We start from the raw sequence: 18973 nt of genomic DNA on the forward strand, positions 1-18973 counted from the left end.
CGAACTTCGCCCCTCAGGCGATCCGCCCGGTGACTTCGCCATGCCCGTCGTGCTGCCGGGGCTTTCCGGTCTCGCGGCACGATCGGCCATCGACGCCGACTGGCACGGTCTCTGGCACGCATCGGGCGGGGAGCATCGCTTCTGGCTCGCTCAGCCGCCATCATCTGGACCGACGACCTTCGTCGTCATCCTGCCGCTCGACACCCTGTTCGAGTTGCGCGCCGAAGCGGCGTTGCGCTTCTGGCTGGCGCTGTCCGGCCGCCCGCCCGGCGACCGGCGGCACGACCTTCCGCCGCAAACCCGCGACCGGCACATCCTGATCCTGCGCGCGCTCGACGCAAAACTGGCCGGGGCCAGCTATCGAGTCATCGCCCAAGCGCTGCTCGGCTTCCAAGGCCGGTCGAAGAACGATTGGGAGGTCAGCCCGCTGAAGAACAAGGTCCGCCGCCTCGTTGCGGACGGCCTGTTCTATATGCGCGGCGGCTATCGCGAGCTGCTCCATTATCCCGTCCGCGTGCCACGCCGCCGCTGATGAGCGACCTGGCCTTGGCTTGATCCGACACCTCCGGGGTGCCGGATCGTCACCCCTCTGTTTCCGGCATCGGGTGCCGGATTCACACCTCCCTGATTCCGGCACGCTGCAAGCCGCCGATCCTCCGCCACGGTTCGCCATAGCCCGCTGTCGCCGCCGACAGCCGCCGAACCCGACCCGGAGGTCCAATCATGATCGACCCGAAGACGGGGCTGCCGCCCCGATTCCTGCGCACGCCCGATGCGGCCCGCTTTCTCGGCATCTCGCTGCGGACGCTGGAGAAGCACCGCACCTATGGCACCGGCCCGACCTATCGCAAGATCGGCGGGCGCGTCGTCTACGCGCTGGAGGATCTGCAAGCCTGGACCGCGGTCGCCGCCCGCAAATCCACCACCGACCAGGATGCCGGCCGGGTGTTCCCGGCACGTCCCCTGACGCCCGCCGAACGGGGCGCACGCTGAATGTCGGGCGGTCCATCCCCGGACGCTGGACGGCGCGCACAGCGCCTTGCCGGCAGCGAGCGGGCGCGGCTCGACCCCTTCGTCGTCGCGACGGGTGACGCCAGCCCGCGCGACCAGCGCGACCTGATGGAGCGCCCGTTCTTCTCGCTGTCGAAGACACCGCGCACCAAACCCATCCTCTACAAGTCCGCCGATATCGAAGTGCAGGTGCTCGGTATGCCCGAGCACGGCATGGCGACCATCTGGGATGCCGATGTGCTGATCTGGGCGGCCAGCCAGATCGTCGAGGCCGAGAACCACGGCCTGCGCACCTCGCGCTTCTTCCGCTTCACACTGTACCAGCTCCTGCGCGGCATCGGCCGCGATACCGGCAATCGCCAGTACCAGTTGCTGAAGGCGTCGCTGGCGCGCCTGCAATCGACCGTCATCGCCACCACCATCCGCAACGGCGTGCATTGGCGACGGCGGCAGTTCTCCTGGATCAACGAATGGGAGGAGATGACCACCCATGACGGCCGCGTCGAGGGCATGGAGTTCGTCCTGCCCGAATGGTTCTACAATGGCGTCGTCAACCGCTCGCTCGTTCTGACCATCGACCCCGATTACTTCCGCCTGACCGGCGGCATCGAACGCTGGCTCTATCGCGTCGCTCGCAAACATGCCGGTCGCCAGCCGCACGGCTGGCTGTTCGAGATCGCCCATCTCCACGAAAAGTCCGGCAGCCTGGCGCGGATATCGGATTTCGCGCTGGACCTCCGGCGCATCGCCGCCCGCCAGCCGCTGCCCGGATACCGCCTCGACATCTGGCGTGAAGGACGGCGCGAACTCCTGCAAATCCGGCCCGTCGAACAATTCACAGTGCCTGTGGATAAGGCTGTGGAAGCCATCGGCACATCAGGCGCAGACGGTATCGGTACATCAGGCGCAGCCCTATCGGCACATCAGGCGCACGGACCGCAGTTAAACCTTTGGCCCGAAACGCGGAATCCGACTGCTAACTTAGAGTCTAATAAAGAATCTAACTCTTTATCTTTGATGCGCGCGGGCGCGAGCCATGGTGCCGGTGCCGCCAACGGTGCCTCGAAACGTGGACTGGTTCAGGATTCCGCGAGCACGCGAACCATCATTCGCCCGAACCGGGGGCGGCTATGATCGTCGCCTTGCTCAATCAGAAGGGCGGTGTAGGCAAGACCACGCTGGCCCTGCATCTCGCCGGCGAGTGGGCGAAGACCGGCAGCCGTGTCACTCTGATCGATGCGGACCCGCAGGGCTCGGCGCTGGACTGGTCGCAGCAACGCGCCCGTGAAGGCTGCCCAAGGCTGTTCGGTGTCGTCGGCCTGGCCCGCGATACGCTGCACAGGGAAGCGCCCGAGCTGGCCCGCGACGTCGATCATATCGTCATCGACGGCCCGCCGCGCGTCGCCGGCCTGATGCGCTCGGCACTACTCGCTGCCGACCTAGTGCTGATCCCGGTGCAGCCGTCGCCGTTCGACGGCTGGGCCTCCGCCGAGATGCTGGCGCTGCTGACGGAAGCCCGCATTTACCGGCCCGAGCTGGCCGCGCGCTTCGTGCTCAATCGCTGTGGCGCGCGCACCGTCATCGCCCGCGAGACGGCCGAGACGCTGGCCGATCACGATCCGCCCTTGCTCGCCGCCACCATCGGCCAGCGCGTCGTCTTCGCCGACGCCGCGCAGTCAGGCCGACTGGCCTCGGAGATCGACGCCGACAGTCCGGCCGCGCGCGAGATTGCGGCGCTGGCCACCGAGATCGGCCGCCTCAACATCGGAAAGATCGCGCCATGAGCGAGCGATCCCCGAAACGCGGTTTCGCGGCGCGTCCCGGCGATCCCGAGAGCTGGATCAAGGCCAGCGAACCGCCACCGGCCCGCACGGGCGACGGTGCTGCGTTCACCGCCCGGCTGACGATCGACATCACGCCGGAGCTGCGCGGCCGGATCAAGATCGTCGCCTTCCAGCGCGGCGTCACCGTCGCCGACATGCTGCGAGAGCTGCTCGCGCGCGAATTCCCACCCACCGAAGGAGATACCCCATGACCGGCAACGCGGCTCCCCGCGTGCGCGGCGGCCCCGTGCCGTCAGCGCATCCCTCCGACAATCTCACCCATGTCGAACTGATCCATATCGAAAAGAAGATCGAGCATTGGGTTCGCTTCGGTCCGCTCGCGGCGGAAACCATCATCGACCGGCGGCGGCGCATCTTCGCGTTCCGGCCCGGTGCGATCTTCGCCTTCGTCCGCTGGGCGTCGAACGACTTCGGCACGATCATTTCCCGCATCGACATCGTGCGCGCCGTGGAGCCGCACGAACCCTATCAGACGCTGCCCTTCGTGCGGCCCGGTGGCGACATCCTGCTCAAGATCGAAGGCTGGCCCAAGGTCGAACAGGTGCTCCGCCACATCGACGCCATCCAGGCGATCGGCATCGATCCCGAGGATGTTTCGCCCGACCATTGGCGGCACGTCCATAACCGTCTGACCGCCAGTCACGAGCCGCGCGCCTACACCGCCGACCAGCACCGGGCGTTCCTTCTGCGCCGGAGCGTCGCACCATGACCCGCTTCGGCTATGTGATGGTGACGTATTTCTCGATCATGGGCGTCGCCATTGCGTCCTTCATCCCGACGCCGACCCGGCTGGTCTGGAACGTCTCCGCCAGTGCGCCGATCGGTCTCTACGATATCGACCCGCCTGGCGATCTGACCCTCACCGATCTGGTCGCGGTCGATCCGCCCGAACCACTCGCCGACTTTATGGTGGAGCGCGGCTATATCGGCCGCGGCGTGCCACTGTTGAAGCGCGTCATGGGACTGCCGGGGCAGGAAGTCTGCCGCGTCCGCCGCACGATCACGGCCGATGGCGTGGAACTCGGCACGGCGCTCGACCGCGACCGCTTGGGCCGGGAACTGCCGGTGTGGAACGGTTGCCGCCGCATCGGCGGTGACGAGATCTTCCTGATGAACGCCGATGTCCGCGACAGTCTGGACGGCCGCTATTTCGGCCCGATTCCGGTCAGCGCCGTCATCGGTCGCGCGACGCCGATCTACACCGATGAAGCTGGCGACGGCCGCTTCGTCTGGCGCGCCAAAGCCGCAGCAGCGACGCGCTGACCGTCCCGATTCCGGCGGGCATGGCGCGCGCCGGCTTTCGCCCCACCACCAGCATCGAGGAAATTACCATGCCGCAGATCAGCCAGTTCACGCGCGAGACGACGGGGTTCGTCGGGCGCGTCCACACGCTCACCCTCTATCGCGAACTCACCATCGTCCCGACCGAGCCGTCCGATGCCGAGAACGCGCCGGACTATCGCATCCATCACGGCGGCGACGACGGGCCGGTGATCGGCGCGGGCTGGAAACGCACCGGCGAGAAGGCCGGTGACTACGTCTCGCTGCTGATCGACGATCCCGCATTGCCGCAACCGATCCGCGCCAATCTGTTCCGCGACGATGACGGCGGGGCCGCCTGGTCGCTGCATTGGACGCGCCCGGTCAAGCGCGGCGAGCGGGAGTGACGCCATGCAATCGATCATCAGGATCGCGTGCGGGATTGTGCGAACAAGCCCCATCCCTTTGTTCGCGAACAGGCCGTCTCATCCCTTCGTCCCGCTCGACGATCCGTCGGCCGGCGCGCGCAGCGAAGGTCCAGGGCGATCGAAGATCCGCGCTTTGCGCGAACCCTTGACCGCAGCGAGCACGCTGGCAGGCTGGCGTCGGTGCGGAGACAGAATGCCCGTCAGATCGGCGGTCCTTCTGCTCTCCATTGTGCTCGCCGCCACGATGCCGTTGCCCTGTCAGGCGCAACCGGAGCCGGTGCAGCGCCAATCCCAGGCCGATCCTCATGCCGCGCATATCGCCGAGGCGGCGCAGCGCTTCGGCATCCCGGCAGCGTGGATCAGGGCCGTCATGCGCGTCGAGAGCGCCAATGATGTGCGGGCGATCTCGCCGAAGGGTGCGATGGGTCTGATGCAGATCATGCCGCCGACCTGGGCCGATCTGCGCACTCGGCATCGACTCGGCGGCGATCCCTACGATCCGCGCGACAACATTCTGGCAGGCGCGGCGTATCTGCGCGAGTTGCATGACCGCTACGGATCGCCGGGGTTTCTGGCCGCCTACAATGCCGGTCCCGGTCGATACGAAGAGCATCTCGCGGGCCGTCCGTTGCCAGCGGAAACGCGCGCCTATGTCGCCACCCTCGCACCGCAGATCGGCGGCCGCGCGATCAACGCGCCGGTCGCCGTCGTGTCGGCCGATCCCCGGTCCTGGACCCGCGCGCCGCTGTTCGTCGCGCAGGCCGATCGCACGTCGTCTGTCGATCCTGTGCCACCCGTCGCGCGATCCGACGACACTCCGGATGCAACGCCGGTGCCCGATCTCTCGGCAATCGCGCCGCAGTCGGGCGGTCTGTTTGTTGCCCGCGCGGAAACGGGAGGGCCGCGATGAGCATGGTGCGGCGGCATCCCCGGCGGTCCATTTCAGTGTGCAACTTGTCTGGGTGGGGTCAGGCTGAAACAGGGTCAGGACGGGCAGAAGAGGTAGGAAGGCGGGAGGGCAAGATTAAAGCGGACGGCACCCCATGGGTCCGATCCGGGGGGCAAGCCTTTGTCTGCACACTGTTTGGGACGGCACCGTCATCCGGGCACCATGGTGCCGCCTGTTGCCACAATTCCAGCAGACGCCGCGTTTTCGGCGGCACTCTCCCCAGAAACCGGCGCTTTCGGGCGGGTTGCCGCCGATGAGCGCCGACGACGACAACCGCTTCCGCCCGAAGCCCGGCCGCATCCGCTCCGATGCGTCGAAGGCCGGACAGGCGAAGAGCTTCCTCACCAAGGTCAGGAAGATCGCCCGCCAGCATGGCGCGGACTCCGGTCGAACCTCGCGAAGCGGCAGCGTCGGAGGTGGCGGCAAGCCAGGGCGGAACGGTGCGGTCGCTTCCGGCCGGGGCGTCAAGCGCGGGCGCGGCGCGGCCTTCGTCCGATCCCGCAATCTGTCGAACGCCTGGAGTCATCGCCAAGCTGGCAGCCGCCGCGTCATCGTCAAGTCGCGTTCCGTCCGTGCGGCTGGCAAGAGCGGCAAGGCCGCCGCCCATCTGCGTTACATCCAGCGCGACGGCACCTCGCGCGATGGCGAGCGCGGCCGGCTCTATTCGGCGACCGAAGGTCGCGCCGATGGCGATGCTTTCCTCGATCGCGGCAAGGACGATCGCCACCAGTTCCGCTTCATCGTCTCGCCTGAAGACGCCGCCGACATCGAAGACCTGACCGGTCACACCCGTGACCTGATGGCCCGCGTCGAAGCCGATCTCGGTACGAAGCTGGATTGGGTCGCGGTCAACCACTTCAACACCGGCCATCCTCATGTCCATGTCATCGTCAACGGACGCGACGATATGGGCGAGGATCTGGTCATCAACGGCGACTATCTCGCCAACGGCGTCCGCGAACGGGCGAGCGAACTGGCGACGCTGGAACTCGGCCCCGTCACCGAGATCGAGCAGCGCCGCAAGCTGACCGCCGAGATCGACCAGGACCGCTTCACCCGCATCGACCGGGCGATGGTGAACGAGGCCGCCGAGGATGGACGGCTCGACCTGCGCCATGCGCCGGAGAACATGCGAGGCCAGGAGGATCGGACGCTCCGGCTGCGCCGTCTTGGCAAGCTGGAGAAGATGGGCCTCGCAACCGAACAGTCACCGGGCGTCTGGGAACTTGGTGATCGCCTGGAGTCGACCCTGCGCGACCTGGGCGAGCGCGGCGACATCGTGCGTACCATGCAGAAGGCGATGCGAGCCGAGGGCCATGACCGCGATCCGATAAGTTTCCAGATTTACGACACTGCGCCCGCAACGCCGGTCGTTGGCCGCGTCATCGACAAACACCTCTCCGACGAGCTGGGTGAGAACTTGACGCTTGTGATCGACGGCACCGACGGCCGCACACATCACATCTCCGGCGTCGATCAGGCGAAGGTCGCGGATGTCCGCATCGGCAGCGTTATCGAGATCGGCGCGACCGACGCCGGATCGCGCCCGTCCGACCGCACGATCGCCAGCATGGTCGAAGATGGCATCTACCGGCCCAGCCGCCATCTGGAGCAGGCCCGGTTCAATGGTCGCGTGCCCGGCAGCGACTATGATGGCTTCGTCGATGCCCATGTTCGCCGCCTGGAGGCGCTGCGCCGCGCCGGCATCGCCGAGCGAATCGACGCCGACCAGTGGCGCATCCCGCAGGACTTCGAGGCGCGCGCCGCTGCCCATGATGCGGGCCGAGGTCGCCAGCTCAATATCCGTGTTCTCTCGACCTTCGATCTGGAGAAACAGATCATGGCGGACGGGGCGACCTGGCTCGACCGGAAGCTGGTCGGGCGCGGTCCTTCCGATATTGCGCAAGCGGGGTTCGGGCAGGACGTGAGCGAGGCTATGGGCCGCCGCCGCGAGCGCTTGGTCGAACAGGGTGACGCCACTCGCCAGCAGAACGGTCGCGTTCTCTATCGTCGCGATCTGCTCACCACGCTGGAGGCGCGCGAGGTGGCGCGCGCCGGGGCGGAGTTGACGGCGACAAAGCCGATACCGTTCCGTGCGGCCGGCGACGGCGAGACGGTCAGCGGCACCTTCACCGGGACGGTCCAGCTCGCCAGCGGCAAGTTCGCCATCGTCGAGAAGAGCCACGAGTTCACGCTGGTCCCGTGGCGGCCGGTCATCGACCGCCAGCTCGGCCGCGAGGTGATGGGTGTCGTGCAGGGCCGATCGGTGTCGTGGCAGCTCGGGCGGAAGATGCAATTGGGACTGTAGTCCTGTTCGGGCGACGTGCTGGCAACGCAGCGCACGCAGCGTCGTCGATTAACTAAACCAAACTAAATCATGTGATTGATTTAATATCTTACCGGCGCTAAAGCTGGCCGTGGGATAGGGGTCAGCAAGCGCCGCGAGCAAGCGGATGGGCGGCTTCCGGCTCCCAGGATGAAGGATGGAGCACGGGCCTCATGTCGGGACGAAGGATCGAGCGCGGCGATCAAACTCGCGAGAAACTGCTTATCGCAGCCATCGACGTTTTCGGGCGTGTCGGTTTTGATGCCGCGACGACACGGATGCTTTCCGAGGGGGCCGGAGGAAACCAACAAGCAATTGCCTACTACTTCGGCAGCAAGGAAGGTCTATACCTTGCTACGGCCGCCTCCATCGCGGACGGCATAAACGATCACATCGCCCCGCTGCGAAGCCTCGTCTTCGCCCGTGTCGAAGCGGCCCGCTCGGGGACAGCGCCACTCAGCACGGACGAGGCGCGTCGCCTGCTGTGCAAGATCATTCAGCGGATGGCGGCGCTATTCGCCAGCAGCCGCTCCGAGCCTTGGGCGCTCTTCATTATTCGCGAGCAGTCGCAGCCCACTGCGGCCTTCCGTCAGCTCTACGACGGCGTAATGGGGCCGCTTCTTCAAATATGTCACCATCTGGTCGGAATTCTGCTCGACGAAGATCCCGCCTCCCAACACGTACGTCTCAGAACCGTCTCTCTGGTCGGAAGCGTCCTCGTGTTTAGGATGGCGAATGCCGCAGTCCTCTCGACGCTCGATTGGGAAGCGATAGACGACAAGGGCCTAGCGGCGATTGAGGCTCTGGCGGTCGAACTTGTCGCGTCCATTGCGCCTGTTTCTCCGATTGTGGGGACGCGATAGTGTCCCGGCGCATCATCATCCTGGTGGTCATCATCGCCTGCGCTGCTGGCGCGGCAATCTACACCCGTGGGTTCGGCCTTTGGGACAAGCCCGACGAGGGGCTGGTTCTCTATGGCAATGTCGATATTCGTCAGGTGAATCTCGGATTCCGCGTCGGAGGACGCATTGCCGAGATGCCGGTTGATGAAGGAGCTTCGGTCGACGCGATGGCAACGCTGGCACAGCTCGACCGCCAGCCTTTCATCGACGCGCTGACGGGGGCGGAAGCGCAAGTCGCTGCCGCTCAGGCTGAACTCGACAAGCGGCGCAGCGGAAATCGACCTCAGGAGATCGCCCAGGCGGAGGCTGCGGTCGCCGTCCGAAGGGCTGACATGGTGCGGACTCGCGAAGCCTACGAGCGCCGCCGAGCGCTGGTCGCTACGGGCGCTGTGTCCCAATCCGTTTTCGAGGCCGCCGAGGCTGAATACCGCGCCGCCGAGGCTCAGCTTCGGGCGGCGGAGGAAGCATTATCGCTGCTTCGCGCTGGCTCACGCATCGAAGACATAGCGGCTGCGGAGGCGCAGCTCGCGGCAGCAATAGCGGAACGCGACAGGGCCAGAACCAGCTTGGCCGATACGACGCTTCAGTCGCCGGACGCGGGCACAATCCTTACGCGAGCTGCCGAACCCGGAGCCATCGTCCAATCCGGCGCAACCATCTTCACGCTCACCATCAACCGGCCGATCCGGGTGCGCGCCTACGTCGCCGAACCTGACCTCGGCCGGATCGCTCCCGGCATGACCGTGCTCGTGACCACCGACGGTAATCCCAAAGCCTATCGTGGTGTCATCGGCTTCATCTCACCAACCGCTGAATTCACGCCAAGGACCGTCCAGACCGAGCAACTGCGGGCCGATCTTGTCTATCGGCTGCGGATCAACGTCACCGATCCCGATGACAGTCTCCGTCAAGGTCAACCCGCAACCGTGAGGCTCGAACAGAGCTCGGAACCAGCGGCAGGGTCAGTGAAATGACGGAGGTAGTCGCTCGCGCTGTTCGTGTCACCAAGCGCTTCGAGGCCAATGCGGCTCCAGCGCTCGATGCCGTGAACATCGAGGTGATGGCCGGCCTGATGACAGGCTTGGTCGGTCCTGACGGCGCGGGTAAAACGACTCTGATCCGTCTGCTCGCCGGATTACTCGACCCGGATGAAGGGGAAGTCACCCTTCTTGGCGAGCCCGCTGTCGCGGCCGACAGGTCAGCACTAGGCTATATGCCGCAACGCTTCGGACTCTACGAAGACCTATCCGTCATCGAGAATCTGTCGCTCTACGCCGATCTTCGCGGCTTACCCCCAGGGGAGCGCGCAGAGCGGTTTTCTCAACTTCTGTCTTTCACCGATCTGGAGCGATTTCGGCCTCGATTGGCTGGCCAACTCTCGGGCGGCATGAAGCAGAAGCTGGGCCTCGCCTGCGCGCTGGTGCGGCCCCCTCGGGTGCTGCTGCTTGACGAGCCCGGCGTTGGCGTCGACCCCGTGGCCAGGCGCGAACTATGGGCCATGGTTCGCCAGCTCACGACTGAAGGCATGGGTGTCGTCTGGTCCACCGCCTATCTCGACGAAGCCGAGAAATGCGATACGGTATTTCTGCTGAACGAAGGCAAGTTGCTGTTCAGTGGACCGCCGAAGCAACTGACATCCCGCGTCGCTGGACGGACGTATCGCCTATTTGGTCCGACCGAAAGCCGGCGGTCTCTGCTCGCCAGCCTTGTTCTTCGAGATGAAGTAAGGGACGCCACCATCCAGGGCGCGTCCATTCGTGTGCTCATGGATGAAGGCGTTGCTGCACCGTCCCTCGAACTGCTCGGACTGTCGCGCGGCGACCGGATCGAAGCCGTGCAGCCGCGGTTTGAGGATGCGTTCATTGACATCCTCGGCGGTGGGCCGAGAGGAGCCAGCCAACTCGCGGCAGGATATCGGCCCATCGAAAAGTCTGACGCACCGGCGATCGAGGCGCGAGGACTTACCAAGAAGTTTGGAACGTTTACGGCGGCGGGCGACATCACCTTCTCCGTGCCGGAGGGGCAGATATTCGGCCTCCTTGGGCCGAACGGTGCCGGCAAGTCCACGACCTTCAAGATGCTTTGCGGCCTTCTCACGCCGACAGCGGGCGACGGTCGCGTTGCGGGCCATGATCTGCGCAGCGCTAGAGCGGAAGCACGTCAGTCGCTAGGCTACATGGCGCAGAAATTCTCCTTGTATGGCGATCTCAGCGTCAAACAGAATCTGGACTTCTTCGCAGGAGCCTATGGCCTGGATCGACGCGCACGGTCGGAGGCGGTGGCGCGCGTCGTCGATATTTTTCAGCTTGAACGGCATCTGCCGGTGAACAGCGGGACGTTGCCGCTGGGCTTCAAGCAGCGGCTCTCCCTTGCCTGCGCCGTGCTTCATCAACCGCCGGTGCTTTTCCTGGATGAGCCGACATCAGGCGTGGACCCCATCACCCGCCGCGAGTTCTGGCTACACATCAACGGGCTCGTGCAACGCGGCGTGACGGTGCTCGTCACTACCCACTTCATGGAAGAGGCGGAGTATTGCGACCGAATAGCGTTGATCTATCGCGCACAGGAGATCGCCGAAGGCACGCCCGAAGACCTCAAGACCCGCGCGGCTGAAATCGGCGGTGGCACGGACCTGACGATGGAGGATGCCTTCATCGCACTGATCGAGGACTCGGATCGGAAGCGGAAGGCCGCATGACCGATCGCTTCGACGCTCGACGCTTCGCCGCGCTGCTTCGCAAGGAGTCGCTACAGATTCTTCGCGACCCCTCTACCATGCTGATCGCCTTTGTGCTGCCGCTGCTCCTGCTCTTCCTGTTTGGTTACGGCGTGTCTCTCGATACGGCTAGGACGCGAATTGGCCTGGCTGTTCAGGACTCCAGTGAAGCAGCGGCCAGCCTGGCGGGTGCCTACCGATCATCCCGGTGGTTCGAGGTTGAAGCTCGGCGCGACGTGACTTCGCTAAAGGATGAGCTGATCGCGGGACGCACCCGGGGTATCGTGGTCATTCCGAGTGATTTCGGCCAAAGGATCGCAGCCGGGAGCGACGCGCCGGTCCAAGTCATCACCGATGGCTCGTTGCCGAACACGGCCGCCTTCGTTGCCGCCTATGCCGAAGGTGTGCGAGCCACCTGGGCAGAAGGCCGCGCATTGGAGCGTGGCGTGCGATTGCCTCCCTCGATCGTTCCTTTGCCCCGGTTCTGGTTCAATCCCGGTCTCGAAAGTCGTTTCGCCCTCATTCCGGGCTCGATCAGCATTGTGATGACAATGATCGGGACGCTTCTGACCGCGCTCGTCGTCGCGCGGGAATGGGAGCGCGGCACCCTCGAAGCATTGATGGCGACGCCCATCAGCATGGGCGAATTCCTGGCGACGAAGATCATCCCCTATTTCGTGCTCGGGCTGGGCTCCATGACGCTCTGCGTCGTCGTGGCCGTCTTCCTGTTCGGCGTGCCGTTCAGGGGGTCGATTATCGGCCTGTATGCGCTCGGTGCGGCCTTCCTCATGCCAGCGTTGGGCCAAGGATTGCTCATTTCGGCGGCGACGAAGAATCAGTTTGTAGCCAGCCAGGTTGCGCTGCTGACGGCCTTCATGCCGGGTCTGCTGCTGTCGGGATTTCTATTCGAGATCGGCTCAATGCCGAAAATCCTTCAAGGGATAACCTATGCAGTCCCCGCTCGCTACTTCATCCCGCCCCTGACCAGCGTGTTCGTCGTGGGCGATCTCTGGCCCATGTTCATTCGCAGCATTCTGGCGATGCTGGGTTTCGGTCTGCTGTTCTTCGGCCTCGCTTTTCGGGTGACGAGACGGAGGATTGCCTGATGGGTTCCTCCAGTTTCGCGCGTCTTTCGGCGATCATCGTCAAGGAACTATGGGCGGTCTTTCGCGATCCCAAAGCCCGTATCACCCTTATTGCACCCCCCTTGCTTCAACTCGTCCTGTTCGGTTTCGCGGCGACGCTGGAAGTGCGCAACTTCGACGTAGGCGTCCTCGACCGCGATTCCGGCATCTGGAGCCATGAAGTTGTTTCAAGAGTAGCGGGCAGCCCTAACGTCGGTCGCGTCGTGCCGCTCGCATCGCCTGCCGACATGCGGGAGGCAATCAACAATCAGCAGGTCATCGCCGTTTTGAATTTCGATTCCCGCTTCAGCGCGGCTATCGAGAGCGGACAGACTGGAGAGGTCCAGATCATCCTCGACGGGCGTCGCTCGAACGCATCGCAGATCGTTTCCTCATACCTGCAACAGATCGTTGGCCAGGTTGCTGCGGAAGCCCGTCCCGCCGCAATTGCAGTCCAGCCGACTTCCCGAACTGTCGTCACCAACTGGTTCAATCCCGCGCTGATCTACCTCTGGTTCGTGATGCCTGCATTGCTTGTGACCCTGGGCGCAACCGGCACCTTGTCGATCACAGCGCAGTCCGTCGCGCGAGAGCGGGAGCTAGGCACTTTCGATCAGCTCATGGTCTCACCTTTGAGGGTCCACGAAATCCTGATCGGCAAGATGGCGCCGCCTCTGCTGATCGGCTTTTTCAATGCCACGCTCTACATGATCCTTATCCCAACGGTCTTCGGAGTGCCGCTTACCGGCTCCGTGACCGCGTTCTATTTCTCTCTGTTCTTCTATCTGGTTTCGCTGATCGGCGTCGGGATGCTGGTATCCACGTTGTCGCAAACCCAGCAACAAGCCTTCCTCGGCATGTTTCTGGTGACGGTGCCGCTCATCCTGCTGTCTGGATTCGCCACTCCCGTCGACAACATGCCCGGCTGGCTACAGGTCATCGCCTACGCCAATCCCTGTCGGCATTTTCTCGTCGTCTCCGAGGGCGTGTTTCTCAAGAACATGCCGGCGGCGGTCATTCTCGCCAACACTTGGCCGCTGGCGGTTATCGCGTCCGTCACGCTGACCGTCTCGGCGATTCTATTCCGCGCGCGGATGGAGTAGCCCATGCAACGATCACCGTTTCCCGCATTGCTTGCATCTATGAGCGTCGCTGCCTGCACTGTCGGACCAAGCAATGTCGAACTGCGCCCGGCGGTAGCGCCCGGCTGGATGTCCGCTGCAAATCCGCATCCAATAGATGACGACTGGTGGCATTCGTTCGACGATCCGCAACTCGTCGAACTCGTTGAGCTGGCAGTAAGGAACAACCACGATGTTAGAGAGGCCGAAGCGCGCCTACGCGAGGCTCGCGCATTGCGTGACGCCGCACGCGGCCGTGCCGGCCCAGATGTAGCATTCACCGGCGCGGCCACCGAGAACCGGGTCAGCGAAAACGGTCAGTTGCCGGTCGCCAGCGTTCCGGGGTTGGATCCTCGATTTTCCCTTTTCGATCTCGGATTTGATGCGTCGTGGGAAATCGACCTGTGGGGCCGCGCACGGCGTAGCGTCGAGGCGGCCGACGCACGTGCAGAGGCCATGCGGGAAGCGCGGCACGGCGTCATCCTACAGGTGATCGCCGAGGTCGTCCGAAGCTATGTCGATCTACGCAGCGCCCAAACTCGGCTGGTGATTGCGCGCGCGGACGCCGACGCGCAGCAAGGCATTGCAACCCTGGTCGAAGAACGATTCCGATCCGGTGAGGCATCGCTCTTCGACTTTGCCCGTGCCGATACCCAGGCGAAGGCGACAAGCATAAGTCTTGACGGCATCGAGGCGGACGCGCACGCGGCAGCCTACCGTTTGTCCTTGCTAACTGGTCAAGCACCGGGAGCGACCGCGCTCCGGCTGTTGAGCCCTGGACCGCTTCCATCTGATCCATCACAGGTCACGGCTGGGCTGCCATCGGAGCTTCTGAGGCGACGCCCGGATATCCGTCAGGCGGAGCGCGAATTGGCGGCCTTCACCGCCGACGTTGGCGTGGCGACGGCCGATCTCTTCCCGCGACTGTCGCTCATTGGTTCGATTGGTCAGCAAGCGCAGAACGCGGGTGATCTCGCCTCGGGGACGAGCACACGATTTCAGATTGGGCCTAGCCTGCACTGGCCCATATTCTCCATGGGACGCATCCGGGCGCAGATTCGAGCTGCCGATGCCCGCGCCGAAGCGGCGCTAGTGCGCTACGAGCGGACCGTGACGGGTGCGCTTACCGACAGTGAAACAGCGCTCAATCGGTATGCCGCAGCGCGAAGCATGCGTCAGAAAGCGGATGGAGCAACAGCACAGGCGGCCGTCGCGGTCGATCTTGCGCGACAGCGCTACCATGCTGGCGAGGACGCCCTGACCATCTTGCTGAACGCACAATCCGCATACAGCGTTGCGGAGCGCGCGAGCCTTGATGCCCGCGTCGGTGAGTTGATGGCCGTTGTCGCTCTCTACAAGGCGCTAGGGGGTGGGTGGGAGGCCGTCATCGCATGATCGGTCTGCCACTCTTACGATCACAGGTTTATCGCGTTTCCGCCATCCGGCGCGAAGGTTGCCGCCGAACGACCGAGCGCGGGTAGAGCGATGCGGCGGCGGCGTTCGGCACCAATAATCGACCGCCAACCCAAGAGTGCGGCTGTAAACCAGCCACCTCAACTGCTGGGCGGTCGAATTCCGATGACATCTCTTCTTCAAACGCTCGCCGTTGCCGAGTATCTGAACTTCCGCCATGCGGCGAATGCCATGGGCGTCAGCCAGTCCAGTGTCAGCGCGCGCGTAAAGGCGCTGGAAGAAGACCTTGGCGTCCAGCTGTTCGAGCGCCACGCGCGCGGTGTGCGGCTGACGGAAGCCGGCCGGCATTTCGTCGAGCGGGTGACGACCGGCATCGACCAGCTCGACCACGCAGTCAGGACGGCTGGAATGGTGGCGCGCGGAGAGCACGGCCGGCTGCGCGTAGGTATCCATGCCCTCATCCCCGGCAGCTTTCTCGCCATGCTGATCGAACGCTACCGGGAGCAATATCCTGGCATAGAGGTCGAGATCGCCGAAGGCAGCGCCCGCGATAGCGTCATGCGGCTTCGGGCCAACAGACTGGACCTGACGTTCGTGGCGGGCTCGCCCGAGTTTCCCGACTGTCATGCACGGAGGATATGGAGCGAACGGCTTCTGGCCGCGCTGCCCTCGCGCCATCCGCTCGCCGATGGCGTGGGCGTGACCTGGGCCGATCTGGCAGGCGACACCTTCATAGTTCGTGAAGGCGGCAGCGGGCCACAGGTGCATGACCACATCGTCATGCGCTTCGCTGGCAGTTCGCCGGACCTGTCGATCCTGCGTTTCGACGTTGAGCGCAGCACGCTGCTGTCGATGGTCGCGCAAGGTTATGGTGTCACCATTGCCGGCGAGGCGACAATGCTTCTGCACGTGCCCAGCGTGACGTTTCTGCCGATCCTCGACGAGTTCGAACCTTTTGCGTTTTCTGCCGTCTGGTCCCCGCACAATCGCAGCCCAGCGCTCAGGAACCTCCTCGACCTCGCAGCCGAGATGGGCAGGTCAGCGCGATCCGGCTGACGATTTTAGAAGCTCGCCCGGTTCCACGCTCAAGGCGTCGGCAATCTGCCCGAGAACCGTAACGCTAGCCGACACGTCGGCACGCTCGATCGCCCCGATATAGCGCGCGCTCAGGCCGGAGCGATCCGCCAGTTCCTCCTGCGTCAGTTGCTTGCCATGACGTATCCGACGCAGATTGACCGCCATGACCTCTTTGAGATCCATGACGTGAGCGGAGCCTGAGTAGGAATGATCGTTCCAGGAACGATAATTCCGATTCGTTGCGCGATGTGATATTTACCGGATAGCTTCGACTATCGGGGCGGTTGAATGCTTGGCGGAACTACACCGCCAGACATCAACGGTCTCACCTGAGAAGCAAAAGTGAGGTAATTATCAATCCGAGCCGCGGTGCCGGAAGGAGGCCGCAGATGCGCGTCAAACCCGAACTCGATCCCCATGTCGATGATTTGGCTCCGATGGAGCCGGACATAACCCTCTACGACGAGGCGCATTTCGTCACCTATCTGCGCCTGCTGGATGCCGAGACCGATGGCGCGGACTGGATGGAGGTGGCGCGGATCGTGCTGCATCGTGATCCGCTGGCAGAGCAAGACCGAACGCGGACGTGCTGGGAAAGCCATCTCGCCCGAGCGCAGTGGATGACGAAAATCGGCTACCGGCGCATTCTGGAACAAGCCGTCGAAGAAGCCCGCAACACACGGCACTGACCCGTCCGATTTCTACGCCATGGTATCCGGCAGCACGCTCGCTGTTCTTTCCTGTTGCCTATCGTGAAACCGCCTATTCTCTGATCGGCTCCGCCTCTTTTGCCGATTGGAGCCTGTATGTCGGGAAGCCGTGTCCTCTGGGGCCAGATCACCATCGTCGTCGTCATCGTGCTGGCGGCGATCTGGGGCGCGACCGAGTGGACGGCGTGGAGGCTCGGATTTCAGGGGCAGCTTGGCACACCATGGTTCGAGCTGGGCGGCTGGCCGTTCTACTATCCGCCGGCCTTTTTCTGGTGGTGGTACTCCTACGATGCCTATGCGCCCGCGATCTTCGTCGAAGGAGCGATCATCGCGGCTTCGGGCGGTTTCCTCTCCATCGCCGTCGCCATCACCCTGTCGATCATCCGCGCGCGTGAGGCCAAGAACGTCGCCACCTACGGTTCGGCGCGTTGGGCCTCGGCCGAGGAGGTGAAGGCGGCCGGATTGCTCGGCCCGGATGGCGTGGTGCTGGGCAGGCTGGACCGCGACTATCTCCGCCACGATGGGCCGGAGCATGTGCTGTGCTTCGCGCCGACCCGTTCCGGCAAGGGCGTCGGCCTTGTCGTGCCGACATTGCTGACCTGGCCGGGCAGCGTCATCGTCCATGATATCAAGGGCGAGAACTGGGGCCTGACGGCGGGATTCCGCGCCGGGCATGGCCGCGTGCTGCTGTTCGATCCGACGGATGCCAAATCCTCCGCCTACAATCCGCTGCTGGAGGTCCGGCGCGGCGACTGGGAGGTCCGCGACGTCCAGAACATCGCCGACATCCTGGTCGATCCCGAAGGCGCGCTCGACAAGCGGAACCATTGGGAGAAGACCAGCCACTCGCTGCTGGTCGGCGTGATCCTGCATGTCCTCTATGCCGAACCCGACAAGACGCTGGCCGGGGTCGCCAACTTCCTCTCCGATCCGAAACGTCCCATGGAGGCGACGCTGCGCGCCATGATGTCTACGCCGCATCTGGGCGAGGTCGGCGTGCATCCCGTCATCGCCTCGTCGGCCCGCGAGTTGCTCAACAAATCCGACAACGAGCGATCGGGCGTACTGTCCACCGCCATGTCGTTCCTCGGTCTCTACCGCGATCCCGTGGTGGCGAAGGTGACGGCGCGCTGCGACTGGCGCATCGCCGATCTGGTCGCGGGCAACCGGCCCGTCAGCCTCTACCTCGTCGTGCCGCCTTCCGATATCGCCCGCACCAAACCGCTCATCCGCCTGATCCTCAATCAGGTCGGGCGACGGCTGACCGAGGAGTTGAACGCCGCCAATCGCCATCGGCTGCTGTTGATGCTGGACGAGTTTCCGGCGCTGGGGCGGCTCGACTTCTTCGAGTCCGCGCTGGCCTTCATGGCCGGCTACGGCATCAAGAGTTTCCTGATTGCGCAGTCGCTGAACCAGATCGAGAAAGCCTATGGCGCGAACAATTCGGTGCTCGACAATTGCCATGTCCGCGTTGCCTTCGCTACCAATGACGAGCGCACCGCCAAGCGCGTGTCGGACTCGCTGGGCACCGCGACCGAGATGCGTGATTCCACCAACTATGCCGGCCACAGGCTATCGCCCTGGCTCGGCCATCTCATGGTCTCGCGGCAGGAGACGGCCCGGCCACTTCTGACCCCCGGCGAGGTGATGCAGCTTCCACCGACCGACGAACTGCTGCTGGTCGCGGGCGTGCCGCCAATCCGGGCGAGGAAGGCGCGCTACTACGAAGACGCGCGCTTCAAGGAGCGGCTGCTGCCGCCGCCGGACCTGTCCACCGGGGCCAAAGCCTCGAAAGCGCCATCGGGTGACGACTGGTCGGCCCTGACGACACCAACGCCCACCGCACCATCCGCGCCGCCAACGCACGACGCCGCCGCGACCGATCCCGCCAATGCAGGTATCCGCCGCGAGCCGGAACTGCCCGAGCATGAGGAGATCGTGCCCGACGCACATCCGGTGGTCCGCGAGTTCGATGTGCTCGACGACGAGCCGGACGTGGACGCCGCCAAGGCCCGCACCATCCGCCAGCAGGTCAGGTCCGTCGCACGCCAGGCGACGATGGACCCGTCCGACGGCATCGAACTGTAAGGAG

20 protein-coding genes are annotated in these 18973 nt (G+C 64.5%); 19 read left to right on the forward strand and 1 reads right to left on the reverse strand.

Features of this window, described 5'->3' with window-relative positions:
- The first annotated feature begins 40 nt into the window (after nucleotides 1-40).
- The 17 genes from ACSQ3J_RS01715 to ACSQ3J_RS01795 all read left to right on the forward strand — a co-directional run bounded on the left by ACSQ3J_RS01715 (nucleotide 41) and on the right by ACSQ3J_RS01795 (nucleotide 16150).
- Nucleotides 41-532 (forward strand): DUF2285 domain-containing protein, encoded by a 492-nt coding sequence (locus ACSQ3J_RS01715; RefSeq protein ID WP_436038567.1) that lies wholly within the window; start codon nucleotides 41-43, stop codon nucleotides 530-532.
- 191 nt (nucleotides 533-723) lie between these two features.
- Nucleotides 724-993: a helix-turn-helix transcriptional regulator gene (locus tag ACSQ3J_RS01720; protein ID WP_436038568.1), complete on the forward strand. Its 270-nt coding sequence runs from the start codon at nucleotides 724-726 to the stop codon at nucleotides 991-993.
- Nucleotides 994-2145, forward strand: a complete 1152-nt coding sequence (locus tag ACSQ3J_RS01725; protein WP_436038569.1) for a replication initiator protein A — start codon at nucleotides 994-996, stop codon at nucleotides 2143-2145.
- Nucleotides 2142-2795, forward strand: a complete 654-nt coding sequence (parA, locus tag ACSQ3J_RS01730; RefSeq protein ID WP_436038570.1) for a ParA family partition ATPase — start codon at nucleotides 2142-2144, stop codon at nucleotides 2793-2795. The genes ACSQ3J_RS01725 and parA overlap by 4 nt, the downstream gene beginning before the upstream one ends.
- On the forward strand, nucleotides 2792-3046 hold the full coding sequence (locus ACSQ3J_RS01735) for a hypothetical protein (protein WP_436038571.1): 255 nt from the start codon (nucleotides 2792-2794) through the stop codon (nucleotides 3044-3046). The genes parA and ACSQ3J_RS01735 overlap by 4 nt, the downstream gene beginning before the upstream one ends.
- Nucleotides 3043-3564, forward strand: a complete 522-nt coding sequence (locus tag ACSQ3J_RS01740) for a DUF2840 domain-containing protein (protein ID WP_436038572.1) — start codon at nucleotides 3043-3045, stop codon at nucleotides 3562-3564. Before ACSQ3J_RS01735 ends, ACSQ3J_RS01740 begins: the two co-directional genes overlap by 4 nt.
- Nucleotides 3561-4118, forward strand: a complete 558-nt coding sequence (locus ACSQ3J_RS01745; RefSeq protein WP_436038574.1) for a S26 family signal peptidase — start codon at nucleotides 3561-3563, stop codon at nucleotides 4116-4118. The genes ACSQ3J_RS01740 and ACSQ3J_RS01745 overlap by 4 nt, the downstream gene beginning before the upstream one ends.
- Nucleotides 4119-4186: 68 nt before the next feature.
- Nucleotides 4187-4522, forward strand: a complete 336-nt coding sequence (locus tag ACSQ3J_RS01750) for a DUF736 domain-containing protein (protein ID WP_436038575.1) — start codon at nucleotides 4187-4189, stop codon at nucleotides 4520-4522.
- Between the two features lie 4 nt (nucleotides 4523-4526).
- The gene (locus ACSQ3J_RS01755; RefSeq protein WP_436038576.1) at nucleotides 4527-5453 is read left to right on the forward strand and encodes a lytic transglycosylase domain-containing protein; all 927 of its coding nucleotides are present in this window, start codon (nucleotides 4527-4529) and stop codon (nucleotides 5451-5453) included.
- A 1168-nt stretch (nucleotides 5454-6621) separates the two neighbouring features.
- A complete protein-coding gene (locus ACSQ3J_RS01760) occupies nucleotides 6622-7800 on the forward strand; it encodes a DUF3363 domain-containing protein (protein ID WP_371414566.1) in 1179 nt (392 codons plus the stop codon).
- 191 nt (nucleotides 7801-7991) lie between these two features.
- Nucleotides 7992-8681, forward strand: a complete 690-nt coding sequence (locus tag ACSQ3J_RS01765) for a CerR family C-terminal domain-containing protein (RefSeq protein ID WP_436038577.1) — start codon at nucleotides 7992-7994, stop codon at nucleotides 8679-8681.
- Nucleotides 8681-9694 carry a secretion protein HlyD gene (hlyD, locus tag ACSQ3J_RS01770; RefSeq protein ID WP_436038578.1) on the forward strand — a complete coding sequence of 338 codons (1014 nt, stop codon included), beginning with the start codon at nucleotides 8681-8683 and terminating at the stop codon, nucleotides 9692-9694. The genes ACSQ3J_RS01765 and hlyD overlap by 1 nt, the downstream gene beginning before the upstream one ends.
- Nucleotides 9691-11418, forward strand: coding sequence for an ATP-binding cassette domain-containing protein (locus tag ACSQ3J_RS01775; protein WP_127966050.1), 1728 nt, complete (start codon nucleotides 9691-9693; stop codon nucleotides 11416-11418). The genes hlyD and ACSQ3J_RS01775 overlap by 4 nt, the downstream gene beginning before the upstream one ends.
- Nucleotides 11415-12542, forward strand: coding sequence for an ABC transporter permease (locus ACSQ3J_RS01780; RefSeq protein ID WP_127966051.1), 1128 nt, complete (start codon nucleotides 11415-11417; stop codon nucleotides 12540-12542). The genes ACSQ3J_RS01775 and ACSQ3J_RS01780 overlap by 4 nt, the downstream gene beginning before the upstream one ends.
- On the forward strand, nucleotides 12542-13663 hold the full coding sequence (locus ACSQ3J_RS01785; RefSeq protein WP_164876624.1) for an ABC transporter permease: 1122 nt from the start codon (nucleotides 12542-12544) through the stop codon (nucleotides 13661-13663). Before ACSQ3J_RS01780 ends, ACSQ3J_RS01785 begins: the two co-directional genes overlap by 1 nt.
- A 3-nt stretch (nucleotides 13664-13666) precedes the next feature.
- Nucleotides 13667-15076: an efflux transporter outer membrane subunit gene (locus ACSQ3J_RS01790; RefSeq protein WP_164876625.1), complete on the forward strand. Its 1410-nt coding sequence runs from the start codon at nucleotides 13667-13669 to the stop codon at nucleotides 15074-15076.
- Between the two features lie 183 nt (nucleotides 15077-15259).
- Entirely contained in the window at nucleotides 15260-16150 is an 891-nt protein-coding gene (locus ACSQ3J_RS01795) for a LysR family transcriptional regulator (protein WP_127966052.1), read from the forward strand.
- On the opposite strand, the gene ACSQ3J_RS01800 is transcribed toward ACSQ3J_RS01795, so the two are convergent.
- Nucleotides 16133-16354, reverse strand: a complete 222-nt coding sequence (locus ACSQ3J_RS01800; RefSeq protein WP_127966053.1) for a helix-turn-helix domain-containing protein — start codon at nucleotides 16352-16354, stop codon at nucleotides 16133-16135. The two genes, ACSQ3J_RS01795 and ACSQ3J_RS01800, sit on opposite strands and share 18 nt — an antisense overlap.
- Before the next feature lie 206 nt (nucleotides 16355-16560).
- On the opposite strand from ACSQ3J_RS01800, the gene ACSQ3J_RS01805 reads away from it, so the two are divergent.
- Together ACSQ3J_RS01805 and ACSQ3J_RS01810 are read left to right on the forward strand one after the other, a co-directional pair.
- On the forward strand, nucleotides 16561-16860 hold the full coding sequence (locus tag ACSQ3J_RS01805; RefSeq protein ID WP_127966054.1) for a DNA -binding domain-containing protein: 300 nt from the start codon (nucleotides 16561-16563) through the stop codon (nucleotides 16858-16860).
- 117 nt (nucleotides 16861-16977) lie between these two features.
- Nucleotides 16978-18969, forward strand: a complete 1992-nt coding sequence (locus tag ACSQ3J_RS01810) for a conjugal transfer protein TraG (RefSeq protein ID WP_127966055.1) — start codon at nucleotides 16978-16980, stop codon at nucleotides 18967-18969.
- Nucleotides 18970-18973: the final 4 nt, after the last annotated feature.

It is taken from the genome of Rhizobium sp. LjRoot98, from assembly GCF_964252935.1.
Classification (GTDB): Bacteria; Pseudomonadota; Alphaproteobacteria; order Rhizobiales; family Rhizobiaceae; genus Pararhizobium.